The sequence below is a fragment of the Streptomyces sp. NPDC086077 genome (assembly GCF_040686175.1).
Classification (GTDB): domain Bacteria; phylum Actinomycetota; class Actinomycetes; order Streptomycetales; family Streptomycetaceae; genus Streptomyces.
In genome coordinates, this window is sequence record NZ_JBFBJT010000149.1 from 1 (window position 1) to 17,441 (window position 17,441).

At 72.6% G+C, this 17,441-nt stretch carries 14 protein-coding genes; 9 read left to right on the forward strand and 5 right to left on the reverse strand.

Annotated features, from left to right (window positions below; all coding sequences use genetic code 11):
* Nucleotides 1-217 precede the first annotated feature (217 nt).
* The gene (locus tag AB0O67_RS30575) at nt 218-982 is read left to right on the forward strand and encodes a GntR family transcriptional regulator (RefSeq protein ID WP_365457044.1); all 765 of its coding nucleotides are present in this window, start codon (nt 218-220) and stop codon (nt 980-982) included.
* Nucleotides 983-1,226: 244 nt separating this feature from the next.
* On the opposite strand, the gene AB0O67_RS30580 is transcribed toward AB0O67_RS30575, so the two are convergent.
* Together AB0O67_RS30580 and AB0O67_RS30585 are read right to left on the reverse strand one after the other, a co-directional pair.
* On the reverse strand, nt 1,227-1,994 hold the full coding sequence (locus tag AB0O67_RS30580) for a hypothetical protein (RefSeq protein ID WP_365457004.1): 768 nt from the start codon (nt 1,992-1,994) through the stop codon (nt 1,227-1,229).
* Between the two features lie 143 nt (nt 1,995-2,137).
* Nucleotides 2,138-3,811 carry a PucR family transcriptional regulator ligand-binding domain-containing protein gene (locus AB0O67_RS30585; protein WP_365457007.1) on the reverse strand — a complete coding sequence of 558 codons (1,674 nt, stop codon included), beginning with the start codon at nt 3,809-3,811 and terminating at the stop codon, nt 2,138-2,140.
* Between the two features lie 365 nt (nt 3,812-4,176).
* Here AB0O67_RS30585 and AB0O67_RS30590 point away from each other — a divergent pair, with 365 nt between their 5' ends.
* The 5 genes from AB0O67_RS30590 (at nt 4,177) to AB0O67_RS30610 (ending at nt 10,936) form a co-directional block, all read left to right on the forward strand.
* Entirely contained in the window at nt 4,177-5,067 is an 891-nt protein-coding gene (locus tag AB0O67_RS30590; RefSeq protein WP_365457010.1) for a xanthine dehydrogenase family protein subunit M, read from the forward strand.
* Complete coding sequence (locus AB0O67_RS30595) at nt 5,067-5,642, forward strand: (2Fe-2S)-binding protein (protein WP_365457013.1); 576 nt, start codon at nt 5,067-5,069, stop codon at nt 5,640-5,642. The genes AB0O67_RS30590 and AB0O67_RS30595 overlap by 1 nt, the downstream gene beginning before the upstream one ends.
* Nucleotide 5,643: 1 nt before the next feature.
* Complete coding sequence (locus AB0O67_RS30600; RefSeq protein ID WP_365457016.1) at nt 5,644-8,067, forward strand: molybdopterin cofactor-binding domain-containing protein; 2,424 nt, start codon at nt 5,644-5,646, stop codon at nt 8,065-8,067.
* A 206-nt stretch (nt 8,068-8,273) separates the two neighbouring features.
* The gene (locus tag AB0O67_RS30605) at nt 8,274-9,731 is read left to right on the forward strand and encodes an NCS2 family permease (RefSeq protein ID WP_365457019.1); all 1,458 of its coding nucleotides are present in this window, start codon (nt 8,274-8,276) and stop codon (nt 9,729-9,731) included.
* A 50-nt stretch (nt 9,732-9,781) separates the two neighbouring features.
* Nucleotides 9,782-10,936, forward strand: coding sequence for an XdhC/CoxI family protein (locus AB0O67_RS30610; RefSeq protein ID WP_365457022.1), 1,155 nt, complete (start codon nt 9,782-9,784; stop codon nt 10,934-10,936).
* A 153-nt stretch (nt 10,937-11,089) separates the two neighbouring features.
* On the opposite strand, the gene AB0O67_RS30615 is transcribed toward AB0O67_RS30610, so the two are convergent.
* Together AB0O67_RS30615 and AB0O67_RS30620 are read right to left on the reverse strand one after the other, a co-directional pair.
* Nucleotides 11,090-11,530, reverse strand: a complete 441-nt coding sequence (locus AB0O67_RS30615) for an SRPBCC family protein (protein WP_365457025.1) — start codon at nt 11,528-11,530, stop codon at nt 11,090-11,092.
* Nucleotides 11,531-11,604: 74 nt separating this feature from the next.
* Complete coding sequence (locus tag AB0O67_RS30620) at nt 11,605-12,447, reverse strand: polysaccharide deacetylase family protein (RefSeq protein WP_365457029.1); 843 nt, start codon at nt 12,445-12,447, stop codon at nt 11,605-11,607.
* A 108-nt stretch (nt 12,448-12,555) separates the two neighbouring features.
* Between AB0O67_RS30620 and AB0O67_RS30625 the strand changes: the two genes are divergently transcribed.
* Both AB0O67_RS30625 and AB0O67_RS30630 read left to right on the forward strand, forming a co-directional pair.
* On the forward strand, nt 12,556-13,557 hold the full coding sequence (locus AB0O67_RS30625) for a glycosyltransferase (RefSeq protein WP_365457032.1): 1,002 nt from the start codon (nt 12,556-12,558) through the stop codon (nt 13,555-13,557).
* Nucleotides 13,554-14,090 (forward strand): HAD-IIIA family hydrolase, encoded by a 537-nt coding sequence (locus AB0O67_RS30630; protein ID WP_365457035.1) that lies wholly within the window; start codon nt 13,554-13,556, stop codon nt 14,088-14,090. Before AB0O67_RS30625 ends, AB0O67_RS30630 begins: the two co-directional genes overlap by 4 nt.
* Here AB0O67_RS30630 and AB0O67_RS30635 read toward each other — a convergent pair whose 3' ends face one another.
* On the reverse strand, nt 14,091-16,157 hold the full coding sequence (locus AB0O67_RS30635; RefSeq protein WP_365457038.1) for a SpoIIE family protein phosphatase: 2,067 nt from the start codon (nt 16,155-16,157) through the stop codon (nt 14,091-14,093).
* Between the two features lie 158 nt (nt 16,158-16,315).
* Between AB0O67_RS30635 and AB0O67_RS30640 the strand changes: the two genes are divergently transcribed.
* The coding region (locus tag AB0O67_RS30640) for a PAS domain-containing protein (protein ID WP_365457041.1) at nt 16,316-17,441 on the forward strand (1,126 nt) is incomplete at its 3' end.

Below are 17,441 nucleotides of genomic sequence, written 5' to 3' on the forward strand. Positions count from 1 at the left end.
CGCAGACGTGTGGGGCCTTTAGAGGTAAGGCTTACCTTACCCGACGAGGTGCGGATGTGAACCAGGGGCTTCTGCGCCTAAGGTGCTTGACGGACGAGTAACAAGCCGCCGTTAATGACCCCAAGTACTGACACGTCCGGAGGAGGACCCCGTGGAGCGAGGTGCGCAGGGCTTCGCCGAGGGTGGCTTCGCTGAAAGCGGCTTCGCCGAGGGTGGCTTGGCTGAATTCGCGGTGCCGCATGTGCGGGTCCCTGTGCAGCCTGCGGGTGCGGAGCGGGGGCGGGGGCGGGAGCAGGGCGATGCGGGTGGTGCCGTCGGGGCTGTGCGGGGGGAGCACACGCACAGTGAGGCGCCGATCCGGCCCGTGGTGCAGCGGGCTTCTGTCCGGGGACAGATCCTGGACGCGTTGCGGGCCGCGCTGGTGAGCGGGGAGTTGCGGCCGGGGGAGGTGTACTCGGCGCCGGCGCTGGGGGAGCGGTTCGGGGTGTCGGCGACGCCTGTGCGGGAGGCCATGCAGCAGCTGGCGTTGGAGGGCGCGGTCGAGGTCGTGCCCAACCGGGGCTTCCGGGTCGTCGTGCGGGACGCGCGTGAGCTTTCCGAACTCGCCGAGGTGCGGCGCCTGATCGAGGCGCCGTTGATTCTGCGGCTGGCGCGGGTGGTGCCCGCGGAGCGGTGGGCGGAGCTGCGGCCGTCGGCCGAGGCGACCGTGCGGGCCGCGTCCTCCGGATGCCGGGCGACGTATGCGGAGGCCGACCGGGCGTTTCACCGCGCCGTGCTGGGGCTTGCGGGGAACGAGCAGCTGGTGCGGATCGCCGACGACGTGCAGCGGCGGGCGCAGTGGTCGTTGGTCGCGGCCTCCGGGGGGCGTACGGAGCTGGTGGCCGACGCGGCTGAGCATGCCGCGTTGGTGGATGCGCTCGTGCTGCGGGATCTGGACGCCGTGCGGGTGGTCGTGGAGGAGCACTTCGCGCGCTGGTGTTAGCCGGTGTGCGATGCCCGTGCGGGTGAGTGCCGGGTTGCTGCGGCGCCTTCTGTCCGGGGGGTGGGCCGGGGCCGTGCCGGGGGTGTCCGTCCTCGGAACGGCGCCTAATCTGGCACATACCGACGCACCCGTGTCGACACGCCAACCGCTGCGGGCGGACACCCCCCGACACGACCCCTTCTCGCCGTACGCGTGCGTCGGTCGCGTAAGCCGTGAACATGCGTGCCGCTGGGGCCACCCGTTGCTATGCCGTTGCCGCGTCCGGGGTCGGTGGGGTGAGGTGGGCTGCCAGCCAGGTGGGGACGCCGCCCAGGAGGCGGTAGAGGCGGCGGGCCTCCTCGCGTAGGCGGGAGGCCTCCGGTTCGGGTTCCGTGTCGGCCAGGGAGGCCAGTGCGGGGGCCGTGCCGACCAGGTAGCCCAGTTCCTCGCGGATCCGCAGGGACTCGGCGAAGCCGTGCCGGGCCTCGGTCAAGTCGCCTTCCCTGAGGGCCAGTCCGGCCAGGTGGCGCCAGGTGAAGGACAGCAGGAGCGTGTTGCCGTGGGCCGTGGCGCCCGCGTGGGCGCGGCGGTAGGCGGCCTGGGCGGACTGGGGGGAGTGCGCGAGGTTCTCGGCGAGCAGGCCGCGGCGGAAGTCCAGCAGGGGGCGGCCGGAGGTGCCGGGGGGGATCAGGGCCGCCGCCCGGCCCAGGGCCGCCCGTGCCTCGTCGGCGCGGTCCCGGACCGTGTGCAGGGTGGCGGCGTAGGCGAGCTGCCCGCGCTCACAGGCCGCCGCGCCCCGCTCCTCGTCGGTGAGGGCCAGGGCCTCGGCCGTGCGCAGGGCGTCCTCGGCCTCCTCCCAGCCCTGCTCGGTGTACAGACATCGTTCGACCAGCAGTGCGGCGCGCTGCAGCGCGGCCGCCGGAGTGGCCGGGGTCAGCAGGGCGGCCGCGTCGGCCCAGCAGGCCCGTGAGCGCAGCCTCCATACCGCGGTCTGGAGGGGATCGTCGTCAGAGGTCGTTCCAGTACCAGACATGGCGGTATGCGCCACGTTGCCCTCCCCGAGCACGCCATCGAGCTGTTGAGTGGTGGCCGCATTCCAACACCAATTCAGCTGCCCGGCCAAGGGGGTGGGTGAAGGATTTCACAAAGTCGTGGGAGTCCCAGGGCTTTCAGGTTTCAGCTCATGCGCAGCGCCAGGAAGAAGTCCAGCTTGTCCTCCAGGCGGGAAAGGTCGCGACTCGTCAACTGCTCGATGCGGCCGACCCGGTAGCGCAGCGTGTTGACGTGCAGGTGGAGGCGGGAGGCGCAGCGGGTCCAGGAGCCGTCGCTCTCGAGGAACGCCTCGAGGGTCGGGATCAGCTCGGCGCGGTGGCGGCGGTCGTAGTCGCGCAGCGGGTCCAGCAGCCTGGCCGTGAAGGCGCGGCGTACGTCGTCGGGGACGAAGGGCAGGAGGAGGACGTGCGACGCCAGTTCCTGGTGACCCGCCGCGCAGACCCGCCCCGTGCGGGCCGCGGCCACCCGGCGGGCGTGCCGTGCCTCCTCCAGGGCGCCGCGCAGGCCCTCCGCCGAGTGGACGGCCGCGCTGACGCCGAGGGTCACCCGGCCGTCGTCGCCCAGGCCGGCCGAGAGGGGTTCCCTCACGGAGGTGAGCAGGGCGTCCGCGAGGACGCCGCTCTCCGAGCCGTCGTGCTCCGCCGAGACGGCCGGAAGGGGGACCAGGGCGATCGCCTCGTCGCCCGTGTGGGCCACGGCGATGCGGTCGGACGGTTCGGGACCGGTGGCCGCCGGGTCGACCAGGATCTCCTCCAGCAGGGACTGGGCCACCGGGCCCGCCTCGATCTCGGAGCCCGCCCATTCGACGCGGGCCACGACCACCTGCCAGTGGGGGGCCGCGCCGAGGCCGGGCAGCAGGACCGGCGCGGCGACGCGCAGGCGGGCGGCGATCTCGGCGGGGGCGGCGCCCGTCTGGACGAGTTCCAGGACCTCCTGGGCCAGGCGGCGGCGGACCGTGCGGGCGGCGTCGCGGCGGTCGCGCTCGACCGCGATCAACTGGGTGACGCCGTGCAGCAGGTCCAGGCGCTCCTCCGCCCAGTCCCCGGCGTCCGCCTCCACTGCGAGCAGCCAGTCCGACAGGACCGTCTCGCGGACGTCCCGGGAGGCCTGCGGGGAGCGGCCGCTGCTGCGGATGGGGAAGACCGAGTAGGTCGTGGTGCCGAGGATCAGGCGGTGCGGACCGCGGCGGCCGGTGCGGGCGGCCGCCAGGTGCTCGGCTGCCAGCTCGGCGCAGGCCTCGGGGGGCAGCGCGGGGCCGCCGACCTCGGAGCCCGCGATGAGGCGGCCGGTGGGGGAGAGGACCCAGGCGCGCAGGTCCAGGTCGGAACCGAGGAGGTCGAGCACGACGTCCGGGCCGCCGCCCGCCGGGCCCGAGGTCATCATCCGGCGGTGCCGGTCGACCACGGCGGCGAGGTCCCCGGCGCGCTCGCCGGAGACCTGCCGTACGACGTACTCGGTGATCGTCGCGAAGGCCACCGACTCGTGGACGGCGAACAGCGGGAGGCGGTGTCGGGCACACGCCTGGACCAGGTCCTCGGGCACATCGCCCAGCTCGGCCTCACCGGCTGCGAGAGCCGCGACGCCCGCCTGCGCCAGGATCCGCACGAAGGGCTCGGAGTCGGCCGCGTCCCGGCGCCAGGCCAGGCCCGTCAGCACCAGTTCACCGCCGGAGAGGTAGCGGCTGGGGTCCCGCAGGTCCGTGGTCATCACGCCCCGCACGGTGCGGTCCAGCTCGTCCTCGCCGCCGAGCAGCCTGAGGCCCAGCGCGTCGGTGTCCAGCAGTGCGCGCAGCCGCATTCTCGTCGCCGCCGTTCTTTGTCTCGAAAACTACGATGGATCTTGACGGGCCAGGGGTGGGTGGCCCGTGCGGTGGGCGGTTGAGCGGTGCTCGCCGTCTCCCGTGCTGTGCTCCAGGTCACGCGGGCTGTGCCGGACGTTTCCCCAGGAAATCCCGGAGGTTACTGATGACCTCCGTTCATACGAATCTACAAGATGCCCGCACTGGCCAGCCAACTCCTTCATGGTTTCGGTGACTGACCCCGTTGGAGCATGGGGCTGTGTACTGACGTCAATCCGCGTTAACAGCACATGAACGAGCCGGGCCCGCCGCACACGGATTGGCTCAATCTGTACGACCCACGAGACGAAGAAGAGAGCCGGTCATGGACTTCCTTCGCCCTGCCAGCTGGGAGGAGGCGCTCGCCGCGAAGGCCGAGCACCCCACCGCTGTGCCGATTGCGGGTGGCACCGATGTGATGGTCGAGATCAACTTCGACCACCGTCGGCCCGAGTACCTCATGGACCTCAACCGCGTCGGCGACCTCTTCGAGTGGGAGGTCGGCGAGGACTCCGTGCGACTGGGTGCCTCCGTCCCGTACTCCCGAGTCATGGAGCACCTGCGCGCCGAGCTGCCGGGTCTGGCCCTCGCCTCGCACACCGTGGCCTCCCCGCAGATCCGCAACCGCGGCGGCGTCGGCGGCAACCTCGGCACCGCCTCCCCGGCCGGTGACGCCCACCCCGCCCTGCTCGCCGCCGGCGCCGAGGTCGAGGTGGAGTCCGTCCGGGGCTCCCGGCGCATCCCGATCGACGAGTTCTACACCGGGGTGAAGCGCAACGCGCTCGCCGCCGACGAGCTGATCCGTGCCGTGCACGTGAAGAAGGCGGACGGGCCCCAGCAGTACTCGAAGGTGGGCACCCGCAACGCCATGGTCATCGCCGTGTGCGCCTTCGGGCTCGCGCTGCACCCGGAGACGAGGACGGTCCGTACCGGCATCGGCTCGGCCGCCCCGACCCCGGTCCGGGCCAGGGCCGCGGAGGAGTTCCTGAACGCGGCGCTCGACGAGGGCGGCTTCTGGGACAACGGAAAGATCATCCCGCCGTCGGTCGCCAAGCAGTTCGCGGACCTGTGCTCCGCCGCCTGCAACCCGATCGACGACGTCCGGGGCACGGCGAGCTACCGCCGGCACGCGGTGTGCGTCATGGCCCGCCGGACGCTGACCTGGACCTGGGAGTCGTACCGCGGCACCGCCGCACGCACGGAGGGAGCCGCGTAATGCGCGTCAATTTCACGGTCAACGGCCGTCCGCAGGAAGCCGACGACGTGTGGGAGGGCGAGTCCCTGCTGTACGTGCTGCGCGAGCGGCTCGGTCTGCCCGGGTCCAAGAACGCCTGCGAGCAGGGCGAGTGCGGTTCCTGCACGGTCCGGCTGGACGGTGTGCCGGTGTGTTCCTGCCTGGTCGCCGCCGGGCAGGTCGAGGGCCGCGAGGTCGTCACCGTCGAGGGCCTCGCGGACTACGCCAAGCAGCGGTCCTGCGGCACCGGCGCCTGCGGCGGGACCTCGCTCGACGAGGCGAAGCAGTGGCAGGCCGGGGGCACCGACTCCCAGACCGGCGAGGGCGACGAACTCTCCCCGGTGCAGCAGGCGTTCATCGACGCGGGCGCCGTGCAGTGCGGCTTCTGCACGCCGGGCCTGCTGGTCGCCGCCGACGAGATGCTGGAGAGCAACCCGAACCCGTCCGACGCGGACATCCGCGAGGCGCTCTCGGGCAACCTGTGCCGCTGCACCGGGTACGAGAAGATCATGGACGCGGTCCGCCTGGCGGCCGCCCGTCAGTCCGAGGGGGTCTGACATGCCTTCCCCCAAGCTCTCAATCACGTTCGAGCAGGGCGGTGCCCCCACCGGCGCTCCTGCGAAGATCACGCAGGGCACCCGCACCAAGGGCGGAATCGGCGAGTCAACGCTCCGTCCGGACGGCACCCTGAAGGTCACCGGCGAGTTCGCGTACTCGTCCGACATGTGGCACGAGGACATGCTGTGGGGGCAGATCCTGCGCTCCACGGTCGCGCACGCCGAGATCGTCTCGATCGACACGTCCGAGGCGCTGGCGACGGCGGGTGTGTACGCCGTGCTGACCTACGACGACCTGCCCACCGAGGTGAAGCACTACGGCCTCGAGATCCAGGACACCCCGGTCCTGGCGCACGGCAGGGTGCGCCACCACGGTGAGCCGGTCGCGATCGTCGCCGCCGACCACCCGGAGACGGCCCGCCGCGCCGCGGCCAAGATCAAGGTCGAGTACCGCGAGCTGCCCGTGATCACCGACGAGGCGTCCGCGACCGCGCCGGACGCGATCCTCCTCCACGAGGGCCGCGACGACCACCACGCCGGCCATGTGCCGCACCCCAACGTCGTGCACCGTCAGCCGATCGTGCGCGGCGACGCGGAGGAGGCCGCCCGGAGGGCGGACGTGATCGTCAAGGGCGAGTACACCTTCGGCATGCAGGACCAGGCCTTCCTCGGCCCCGAGTCCGGCCTCGCCGTGCCCGAGGAGGACGGCGGCGTCCACCTCTACATCGCCACCCAGTGGCTCCACTCCGACCTGCGCCAGATCGCGCCCGTGCTCGGCCTGCCCGAGGACAAGGTCCGGATGACGCTGGCCGGCGTCGGCGGCGCGTTCGGCGGCCGCGAGGACCTGTCGATGCAGATCCACGCCTGCCTGCTGGCGCTGCGCACGGGCAAGCCGGTGAAGATCGTCTACAACCGGTTCGAGTCCTTCTTCGGGCACGTCCACCGTCACCCGGCGAAGCTCTACTACGAGCACGGCGCGACCAAGGACGGCAAGCTCACGCACATGAAGTGCCGGATCGTCCTGGACGGCGGCGCCTACGCCTCCGCCTCCCCGGCGGTCGTGGGCAACGCCTCGTCCCTGTCGGTCGGCCCGTACGTCGTCGACGACGTCGACATCGAGGCCGTCGCCCTCTACACCAACAACCCGCCCTGCGGCGCCATGCGCGGCTTCGGCGCGGTCCAGGCGTGTTTCGCGTACGAGGCACAGATGGACAAGCTCGCCGCGAAGCTCGGCATGGACCCGGTGGAGTTCCGACAGCTCAACGCCATGGAGCAGGGCACCCTGCTGCCGACCGGCCAGCCCGTGGACTCGCCGGCCCCCGTCGCCGAACTCCTGCGCCGGGTCCGGAAGATGCCGATGCCGCCGGAGCGCCAGTGGGAGTCCAGCGAGGGCGCCGACGTGCGCCAGCTGCCCGGCGGCCTGTCCAACACCACGCACGGCGAGGGCGTCGTACGCGGTGTCGGCTACGCGGTCGGCATCAAGAACGTCGGCTTCTCCGAGGGCTTCGACGACTACTCCACCGCCAAGGTGCGCATGGAGGTCGTCGGCGGCGAGCCCGTCGCGACCGTGCACACCGCCATGGCGGAGGTCGGTCAGGGCGGCGTCACCGTCCACGCGCAGATCGCCCGTACCGAGCTGGGCGTCGCGCAGGTGACGATCCACCCGGCCGACACCCAGGTGGGCAGCGCCGGTTCGACGTCGGCCTCGCGGCAGACGTACGTCACCGGTGGTGCCGTCAAGAACGCCTGTGAGCTGGTCCGCGAGAAGGTGCTGGAGCTCGGGCGCCGCAAGTTCGGCTCCTACCACCCCGCCTGGGCCACTGCCGAGCTGCTGCTGGAGGACGGCAAGGTCGTCACCGACGGCGGCGAGGTACTGGCCGCTCTGACCGACGTCCTGGAGGACGAGACCGTCGAGGTCGAGGAGGAGTGGCGGCACCGGCCGACCGAGGCCTTCGACCTGCGCACCGGCCAGGGCAACGGCCACGTGCAGTACTCCTTCGCCGCGCACCGCGCCGTCGTCGAGGTCGACACCGAGCTCGGGCTGGTCAAGGTGATCGAGCTGGCCTGCGCCCAGGACGTCGGCAAGGCGCTGAACCCGCTGTCCGTCATCGGCCAGATCCAGGGCGGTACGACCCAGGGTCTGGGTGTGGCGGTCATGGAGGAGATCGTCGTCGACCCGAAGACCGCTAAGGTGCGCAACCCCTCGTTCACGGACTACCTGATCCCGACCATCCTCGACACGCCGACCATCCCGGTCGACGTCCTCGAACTCGCCGACGACCACGCCCCGTACGGGTTGCGCGGCATCGGTGAGGCCCCCACCCTGTCGTCGACCCCGGCGGTCCTCGCGGCGATCCGCAACGCGACCGGCCTGGAGCTGAACAGGACGCCGGTCCGCCCCGAGCACCTGACCGGCACCGCGTAAGAGCTCTCCGGGCGGCGCACGGAACGTCACACACTCCGCGTCGCCCGGAGCCCCGGGTACCGCTCCGCTCGCGGTGCCTGCAACCGATCCGAATCGTTCGTCTCGGGCCGTCCCCCGGGTCGTGCGGCCGAAGCACCTTCCCAAATCCCGCAGCCGCACGGCGGTACCCATGCGGGTGCCCCTTTGAACCTTGGGAGTAGGCCCACATGACCCAGCAGTCACTGGAGCCGAAGACCGTCTCGCAGGACGCGGGTGGGGGAACCCGCGTCCCGGCCGGACGCTCTTGGCTCGACCGTTACTTCCACATATCCCACCGGGGATCCACGGTCGCTCGTGAGGTGCGCGGCGGCGTCACCACCTTCATGGCGATGGCGTACATCCTGCTCCTCAACCCCCTCATCCTGTCCGGCAAGGACGCGGCGGGGGACACGCTCGGCCAGAAGGCCCTGATCACCGCGACCGCGTTCGCGGCGGCACTCACCACGCTGCTGATGGGTCTCGTCGGCAAGGTTCCCCTCGCGCTCGCCGCGGGCCTCTCCGTCTCCGGGGTCCTCGCCTCCCAGGTCGCTCCCCAGATGACCTGGGCCCAGGCGATGGGCATGTGTGTGATGTACGGCGTGGTCATCATGCTGCTGGTCGTCACCGGCCTGCGTGAGATGATCATGAACGCGATTCCGCTGCCCCTGAAGCACGCGATCACCATGGGCATCGGACTCTTCGTGGCACTGATCGGCTTCTACAAGGCCGGCTTCGTGCACCAGGGCGAGAGCACCCCGGTCGTCCTGGGCCCGACGGGCGAGCTGGCCGGCTGGCCGGTGCTGCTCTTCGCGGTGACCCTGCTGGCGATCTTCATGCTCCAGGCGCGCGGCGTTCCGGGCGCCATCCTGATCGGTATCGTCGCGGGCACCGTGGTCGCCGTCGTCCTCAACGCGGCCGGCGTCATCGACCCCGGGCAGTGGGCCGGCGGCGCGCCCGAACTGAGCGGCAGCGCGGTCTCCACGCCCGACTTCTCGGCCTTCGGCGACGTCGAGTTCGGCGGCTGGGGCGAGGTCGGCGCGATGACCGTCGGCATGATCGTCTTCACCCTGGTGCTGGCCGGCTTCTTCGACGCGATGGCCACCATCATCGGCGTCGGCACGGAGGCCAAGCTCGCCGACGGCAAGGGGCGGATGCCGGGCCTGTCCAAGGCGCTGTTCATCGACGGCGCGGGCGGCGCGATCGGCGGCGTCTCCGGCGCCTCCGGCCAGACGGTGTTCGTGGAGTCGGCGACCGGTGTCGGCGAGGGCGCCAGGACCGGCCTGTCGTCCGTGGTCACCGGTCTGTTCTTCGCGGCCTGTCTGTTCTTCACGCCCCTGACGGCGATCGTGCCGGGCGAGGTCGCGGCCGCCGCCCTGGTGGTGATCGGCGCCATGATGATGATGAACGCCCGGCACGTCGACTGGTCCGACCGGGCCACCGCGATCCCGGTCTTCCTGACCGTCGTGATCATGCCGTTCACCTACTCGATCACCGCGGGCGTCGCCGCGGGCGTCGTCTCGTACGTCGCCATCAAGACCGCGCAGGGCAAGGCGCGCGAGATCGGCGCCTTCATGTGGGCCCTGACGGTGATCTTCGTGGTGTTCTTCGCACTCCGTCCCATCGAGAGCTGGATGGGCGTCCACTAGGGCAGGCCCAGGCGCCCGCCCTCCACGCAACCGCTTAAGGAGACCGACAGATGCTGGACATCGCCGACGAGTTGCACCGGTGGGTCGAGCAGGGACGCGACTTCGCCGTGGCCACCGTGGTGGCCGTGGGGGGCAGCGCCCCGCGCCAGCCCGGCGCCGCCCTCGCGGTGGACGCCGACGGCACGGCGATAGGGTCGGTCTCCGGCGGCTGTGTGGAGGGCGCGGTCTACGAACTGTGCCGGCAGGCGTTGCAGGACGGGGAACCGGTCCTGGAGCGCTTCGGCTACAGCGACGAGGACGCCTTCGCGGTCGGCCTGACCTGCGGCGGCGTCATCGACATCCTGGTCACCCCGGTCCGGGCGGACGATCCCGTGCGGCCGGTGGTGGCGGCCGCGGTGGCCGCCGCGTCCCGGCGGGCGCCCGCCGCGGTGGTACGGATCGTCTCCGGCCCGGCCGAACTGACGGGTGGCCGCGCGCTGCTGGTCCGCCCCGACGGGTCGTACGACGGCGGCTTCGGCGCCCATCCCGAGCTGGACCGCACCGTCGCGGCCGAGGCCGGCGCCTTCCTGGACGCCGGCCGTACCGGCACCCTGGAGATCGGAGAGCAGGGCTCCCGGTGCGGAGCACCGCTCACGGTCCTGGTCGAGTCCTCCGTCCCCGCCCCCCGCATGATCGTCTTCGGTGCCATCGACTTCGCCTCGGCGCTGGTCCGCGTCGGCAAGTTCCTCGGCTACCACGTCACGGTGTGTGACGCCCGCCCCGTCTTCGCGACGCGGACGCGCTTCCCCGACGCCGACGAGATCGTCGTCGAGTGGCCGCACACGTACCTGGAGCGCACCGACGTCGACGGCCGCACGGTCCTGTGCGTGCTGACCCACGACGCCAAGTTCGACGTCCCCCTGCTCCAGCTCGCGCTGCGGCTGCCGGTGGCGTACGTCGGTGCCATGGGCTCCCGCCGCACCCACCTCGACCGGAACAGGCGGCTGCGCGAGGTCGGCGTCACCGACCTGGAGCTGGCCCGCCTGCATTCACCCATCGGCCTCGACCTCGGCGCCCGGACGCCGGAGGAGACGGCGCTGTCCATCGCGGCCGAGATCGTCGCGGGCCGGCGCGGCGGCAGCGGGGTCTCGCTGACCGGGGCGCACACGCCGATCCACCACCACACCGCGTCGGCAGCGACGGGACGTATCGGGTCGGTGGCCTGAGGCAGCCGCTCCGCCGCGAACGGGGTCACGGGTCCGCACGGCTTCAGGAGGTCGTACGTCGCGGGCCGTAGGACGTCATGGGTCGGGTGCCGCGCACGGCCGCGCAACCGTGCCGGGTCGTGCGCCGGAGTCCGCGCACCGCTGCGGCGCGGGTCACCGCCCTCGTAGCAGCCGGTTCGCCGCCCGGCCGAACACCAAGCGGGACGCCCGCTCCAGGGTGCCGTCGAGGAATGCCGGCAGCATGCGTACGCGGAGTTCCTCACGCCAGACCACGTGCGCGCGTCCGCCCGGGCCGGGGCGGACCTCGATCTCCGCCCAGCCGCGCATCAACCGTCCGCGCTTCTCCAGCCGGCACCGGCCGGGGGTGTCGTCGCCCGGCGGTTGCCAGACGGTGACCTCCATCCGGTCGTCGAAGGTGAGCGGCCCGATGCCCGAACGGGCCACGAACTCCGTGCCCTCGTGCGTCGGTCCGGGGGTCAGCACGGTGACGCGGGTCAGCGGGACGACGTCACCGTGCCGGGGCCAGTCCGTGAGCCGGCGCCAGGCCTCGGGCGGGGAGAGGGGAGCCGTGCGTTCGAGCTGGAAGGTCGCCACGCAGGGATCCTAAGGGGGCGGCACCGCACCGGACCGGCAGATTTCGCGGGCGGCGGCGGTGATGTCGGGCGGTCCTAGCGGTAGACCCTGCCCGGTTCGGCCTTCCCCGGGGCCAGTAGCTGAGGGACCGTCACGAACACGTACCCGCGCTCCTTCAGTGCGTCGATGACGCCCGGCACGGCCGGCACGGTGCCGTCGTAGATGTCGTGCAGCAGGATGATGCCGTCCCGCTCCGTCTGGTCCAGGACCCGCCGGCGGATCAGGTCGGAGTCCTCGGTCGCGTAGTCCTTGGCGGTCACGCTCCACAGGACCTCGGAGAGGCCGAGTTCGCGGCAGATCTCGTGCACGGTGTCGTCCGTACGGCCCTGGGGCGGGCGCATGAGGGTGGGGCGGCGGCCGGTGAGCCGCTCGATCTCCTCGTTGGGGCGTCGGAGTTCCTCACGTATCTCGTCCGGCTCCAGCTCGGTGAGGATCTTGTGGTCCCAGGTGTGGCTGGCTGTCTCGTGGCCCTCGTCGGACATCCGTCGCACCAGCTCAGGGAACTTCTCGATGTGCCGCGCGCCGAGCAGGAAGAAGGTCGCCGGGACCCGCTTCTCCTTGAGGATGTCGAGCAGGCGCGCGGAGTTCTCGCTGGGGCCCGCGTCGAAGGTCAGCGCGACGCACTTGGCGCGCCGGCAGTCGACGCTGCCGAAGGCGGCGGTCCTCGCGTCGGACGCGGCCTGCGCGCGGACCGTGCTGGGAGCGGTGGTCTCCAGGGTCGTGCAGCCCGACAGCACGGCCGGCAGGCACAGGGCCGCCAGCAAAGTGGCGGCGGCACGGAACGAGGTCCCCCGTCTGCGCGTCTTCCCGGTCGGCTCGGTCGGCGCGGTCGGGGGGAGCGCACGGGTTCCGCGACGTACTGCAGGTCGTAGGGGCATGGCGAGACTATACATTGGGTGTATAGACGGAGTTTATAGTGGGCCCCGTGGCCGCCCCAGGTGCTCCCGGAGGGTTTGAGGTAGCCACACACTGGCACCCGGCCATACATGACCACCGCCTACGCCGTGGTGATCCCCACGCTCGCCCACGACACCCTGGCCGACTGCCTCGGCGCGCTGGCCGCAGCCACCGGCCCCTGGCCGCACGAGATCGTCCTGGTCGACGACCGCTCCGACCCGGATCCGGGCACGCTCGAGCACCCGCTGAGCGTCCTCGGCGATCTGCGCGACCGCACGACCGTGCTGTACGGCGGCGGCCGCGGACCCGCCGCCGCCCGCAACACCGGCCTGCGCGCGGTCGCCTCGCCCTGGGTCGCCTTCCTCGACGACGACGCGCAGGTCGGCCCGCACTGGTACGAGCAGCTCACCCAGGACCTGGCCGCCGCGAGCCCCGACACGGCGGGGGTGCAGGGAGTGGTCGCCGTACCGCTGCCCCGGTCGCGCCGCCCCACCGACGGGGAGCGCGAGACGGTGGCCCGGGCGCGGGCCCGCTGGGGCACCGTCGACATGGCCTACCGCACCGACGCGCTCAAGCAGGTCCGGGGCTTCGACGAACGCTTCCTGCGCGCCCACCGCGAGGACGTCGACCTGGCCCTGCGGCTCCTCGACGCCGGGTGGGGCATACGGCAGGGTCGGCGCACGACCCGGCACCCGGTGCCCCCGGCCGACCGCTGGGCCTCGGTGGCCGCCCAGCGCGGGCATGCCGACGACGCGCTCATGCAGCGGCTGCACGGCGCCGGGTGGTGGTACAAGGCGGTCGCGCCGCGCGGCCGGGTCCGCAGCCATCTCGCCGTGACGGCGGCGGGTGCGGCGGCCTGTGTGCTCGCGGCGGCCAGGCGGCGCACGGCGGCCGCCGTCGCGGCGTCGTTCTGGGCCGCGGGCACCGCCGAGTTCGCCTGGGCCCGCATCGCGCCCGGCCCGCGCACCCGGGACGAGGTGACCACCCTGGTGGCGACGAGCGTGCTCATCCCGCCGGCGGCCAGCTGGTTCCGGCTCAGCGGCCTGTGGCGGCACCGGGGCGTCCGCCCCTGGCGTGAGGTGGCGCCGTGAGCCGGATCCGCGCCGTGCTCCTCGACCGCGACGGTGTCCTCGTCGAGGACCTCCCCGACAACGCCGACCCCGCCCGCGTCCGCCCCGTCGGCGGCGCCCACGAGGCGCTCGCGCTGCTGCGCCTGCACGGCGTCCGCACCGGCTTCCTCACCTTCCAGCCCGGCATCTCCCGCGGCCGGCTGACCGAGGCGGACGTGCGCCGGGTCGACGCCCGGGTCGAGGAACTGCTCGGCCCGTTCGACATCCGCGGGGTCTGCCCGCACGACCCCGTCGACGGTTGCCACTGCCGTCCGCCCGAGCCGGGCCTGGTCCTCTGGGCCGCCGGGCGTATCTGCACGGCTCCCGCCGACTGCGCGGTCATCGGCGACACCGGCGCCCATGTCGAGGCCGCCCGCCGGGCGGGCGCCCGGGGCATCCTCGTGGCGACCGCCCGTACGGGGCCGCAGGACAGCGCCGGGGACGACGTCCCCGACCTGCGTACGGTGGCGCGGTCACTGGTGTCCGGCGGGACGGTGTCCCGTCCGGCGAGCTGACTACAGGGCGCGCGCGACGAGCAGGGCGACGTCGTCGTGGTCCTCGGGGTGGCGCAGCCCGTACAGCAGGAGGTCGCAGGTCTCCTCGAGAGGCCGGCGGGGTTCGTCGAGGAACGTGAGCAGGGCGTCGAGGCGCTCGTCGATGGGATGGTGGCGGGTCTCGACGAGGCCGTCGGTGTAGAGGATCAGCAGGTCGCCGGGGGCCAGCTGGACCGTGGTGGCCTCGAAGGGGATGCCACCGATGCCGAGCGGGGCTCCCGCGGGCAGGTCGAGCAGACCGGGGGCGCGGCCGGGGCGGGCCAGCGCGGGCGGCATGTGTCCCGCGTTCGCGATGCGGCACCGGCCGGTGCGGGGGTCGTACACGGCGTACAGACACGTGACGATGTAGTGCTCCAGATCGCAGGTGATCTTGTCGAGGTGCTGGAGCACCGCCTCGGGGGCCAGGTCGAGGTCCGCGTAGGCGCAGGTCGCCGTCCGCAGTCGGCCCATGGTCGCGGCGGCGTCGATGCCGTTGCCCATGACGTCGCCGACGACAAGGGCGGTCTTGTCGTCGCTCAGGCCGATCACGTCGTACCAGTCGCCGCCCACCTCGCTGGTGGACTGGGCGGGCTGGTAGCGGGAGGCCAGCTCCAGGCCGGTGTGGTGCGGCGCGTGGTCGGGCAGCAGGCTGCGCTGGAGGGTGAGGGCGGTGTTGCGCACGCTCTGGAACCAGCGGGCGTTGTCGATGGCCACCGCTGCCCGGCTCGCCAGCTCACCGGCCAGCACGACGTCGTCCTGGTCGAACGGCAGCGGATTGCCGGTGCGCTTGAGGTCGAGGGCGCCGAGCACCTCCCCGTGGGCGATCAGCGGCACGGCGAGATACGAGTGGACGCCGGCCTGCGCCAGCAGCGCGACGGCCTCCTCGTCCCGGGCGATCCGCGGCAGGTCGCGCTCGCCGACATGCCGTACCAGCACCGGTCGGCCGGTGTGCACGCACAGGGTGACCAGGCGGTCCCCCTCGTAGGAGGCGAGGTCACCGGGAGGGTCGGCGGCACGCAGCGCCACCGTCGGGTGGGCCGCCTTGAGGGCGAGGGCGCGGAACAGCTCCGGGCCGTTGTCGGGCGCCCGGGTACGGCGGCAGGCCAGCGCCGAGTCCAGCACGTCCACGGCGACGATGTCGGCCAGCTCGGAGGCGGCGATCTCGGCCAGTTCGCGCGCGGTCTGCTCCACCTCCAGCGTGGTGCCGACCCGGGTGGAGGCGTCGGCGATGAGCGCCAGCCGCCGCCGGGCCCGGTCGGCCTCGGATGCCGCGCGATGCCGTTCGGTGACGTCGACGACCGAGGTGGCCGCGCCGAGGACCCGGCCGCCGGGGTCCTCCAGCCGGTAGAACGACAGTGACCAGGCGTGCTCGTGCTCGGGGTCGGTCGGCGGGCGGCCCACGTGGTACTGGTCGAGCAGCGGCGTGCCGGTGGTGAGCACCTGACGCAGGCAGGCCTCGACGGTGTCGACGTCCGGCAGGTCCATGATCTCCTTGAGGTGCCGGCCGATGTGGTCCTCGGCGGGCACCCCGTCGATCCGCTCCAGCGCCGGGTTGACGAGCATGTACCGCAGGCCGGGGTCCATGAGGGCGAGGCCGATGGGGGACTGGTTGATCAGCCGCTCGCACAGGGCGAGATCGGTCTCCACGCGCTGGAGCAGGTTGTGGTCGGCGGCGAGGCCCAGGGCGTAGACCTCACCGAGGTCGTCCAGCAGCCGCATGTTGCGGAACTCCGTCAGCCGGCTGCTGCCGTCCTTGTGCCGGATCGGGAAGGCACCCGCCCAGCTCCGGCCGGTCTCCAGCACCTCCGTGAACAGCTTCGCCACGGCGGGCAGATGCTCGGGGTGGACGAACAGCCGTGCCGCGTACGTGCCGAGCGCCTCCTCCGCGGTGTAGCCGAAGAGTTCCTGCGCCTGCGGGGTCCAGAACACGATGCGCCCGTCGGCGTCGACCACCACCGCGCCCACGCTCAGCACGTCCAGCAGGCCGATCGGCCCGGGCGGGGCCGGGTCGTACTCGGCCTCCTCGGACGGGAAGGATTCGGCTGTCATCCCTGATCCTCCTCCACCGGCCGGCGGAAGTGACGATGTGCCCTTCCATGCTGCCCCCGGCCCACTGCCTTGCCCAGTCCGGGGGCCGACGGCGCCCGCCGGGACCGTGCACATCGGACCGACTAGCAGGAACATGGTCGTGTAGAGGATGGGGAGCCATGGACTCTGCGCGACACGGTTCCGAACCGCCGGCGCCACCCGGCGCGCGCGACCAGCTCGACGCGTCCACCGACGCGGCGGCGGTGCTCTCCGGCACCGGCGAGGTGGTCGGCTGGACCCGTGCCGCCGAGCAACTCCTCGGGCTCCCGGCGCGTGACGTGGTCGGAGGCTCCGCCGCCCGGCTGCTGGCGGAGGCCGTGGACCCGCTCCGTGCCGGCGGCGTCGCCGAGCGGTGCCGCGCCGGAATGGGGTGGAGCGGTCGCATCCCGCTACGGCACCGCGACGGCCGCCGGATCGACACCGACCTGCGGGTCTCCGCCTGCTTCCGGATCGACTCGCGGGAGTGCTTCCTGGTCTCGGCGCGGCAGCAGCGCCGGCAGTGGGCGGTCGGCCAGACCGTTCTCGACGGCTTCCTGACCCGCTCGCCGGTCGGCATGGCGGTGCTGGACCTGGACCTGCGCTACGTGTGGATGAACGACACCCTCGAACGCTTCGGCGGAATCCCCCGGCAGCAGCGCCTGGGCCGCCGGATGAGCGAGCTGCTGCCCGGGCTCCAGGCGGAGACCCTCGAAGGGCTGATGCGCAAGGTGCTGGTCACCGGAGTGCCCGTCACCGACTACGAGTACGTCGGCTGGAGCTGGGCCGACCCGCACCGCCAGCACGCCTACTCCACGTCCTTCTTCCCGCTCGTTGACGGCGGCGACTCCGTCACCGGCGTCTGCTACATGGTCCTCGACGTCACCGAGCGGTGGAACGCCCGCCAGTTGCTCTCGCTGGTCAACGACGCCGGGACCAGCATCGGCCGGACGCTCGACGTGATGCGCACGGCGCAGGAGCTCGCCGACTTCGCCGTGCCGCGCTTCGCGGACTTCGTCGTCGTCGACCTCCTGGAACCGGTGCTCAGCAGCGAGGGGCACGGTGCGTGGCTGACCGACGCGGGACCGGCGTCCGCCCGGCCGGTGATGCGCCGCGCCGGCATGAAGTCGGTGCGCGCGGGCTGCCCCGAGGCCGTGGCACGGGTCGGGGAGCGGGTGGACTTCCTTCCGCCACCGCACAACGCGAACGTGCTCATCGAGGGCGAGCCGATCCTCATCCCGGTGCTCGACCCGGCCGACGCCCTGTGGG

Bases quoted from the DNA above. Each gene is read 5' to 3' on its own strand.
- AB0O67_RS30625 (WP_365457032.1), top strand. From the start codon at position 12,556: ATGACCACCGCCTACGCCGTGGTGATCCCCACGCTCGCCCACGACACC.
- AB0O67_RS30590 (WP_365457010.1), top strand. From the start codon at position 4,177: ATGGACTTCCTTCGCCCTGCCAGCTGGGAGGAGGCGCTCGCCGCGAAG.
- AB0O67_RS30580 (WP_365457004.1), bottom strand. From the start codon at position 1,994: ATGTCTGGTACTGGAACGACCTCTGACGACGATCCCCTCCAGACCGCG.
- AB0O67_RS30585 (WP_365457007.1), bottom strand. From the start codon at position 3,811: ATGCGGCTGCGCGCACTGCTGGACACCGACGCGCTGGGCCTCAGGCTG.
- AB0O67_RS30610 (WP_365457022.1), top strand. From the start codon at position 9,782: ATGCTGGACATCGCCGACGAGTTGCACCGGTGGGTCGAGCAGGGACGC.
- AB0O67_RS30605 (WP_365457019.1), top strand. From the start codon at position 8,274: ATGACCCAGCAGTCACTGGAGCCGAAGACCGTCTCGCAGGACGCGGGT.
- AB0O67_RS30600 (WP_365457016.1), top strand. From the start codon at position 5,644: ATGCCTTCCCCCAAGCTCTCAATCACGTTCGAGCAGGGCGGTGCCCCC.
- AB0O67_RS30595 (WP_365457013.1), top strand. From the start codon at position 5,067: ATGCGCGTCAATTTCACGGTCAACGGCCGTCCGCAGGAAGCCGACGAC.
- AB0O67_RS30620 (WP_365457029.1), bottom strand. From the start codon at position 12,447: ATGCCCCTACGACCTGCAGTACGTCGCGGAACCCGTGCGCTCCCCCCG.
- AB0O67_RS30635 (WP_365457038.1), bottom strand. From the start codon at position 16,157: ATGACAGCCGAATCCTTCCCGTCCGAGGAGGCCGAGTACGACCCGGCC.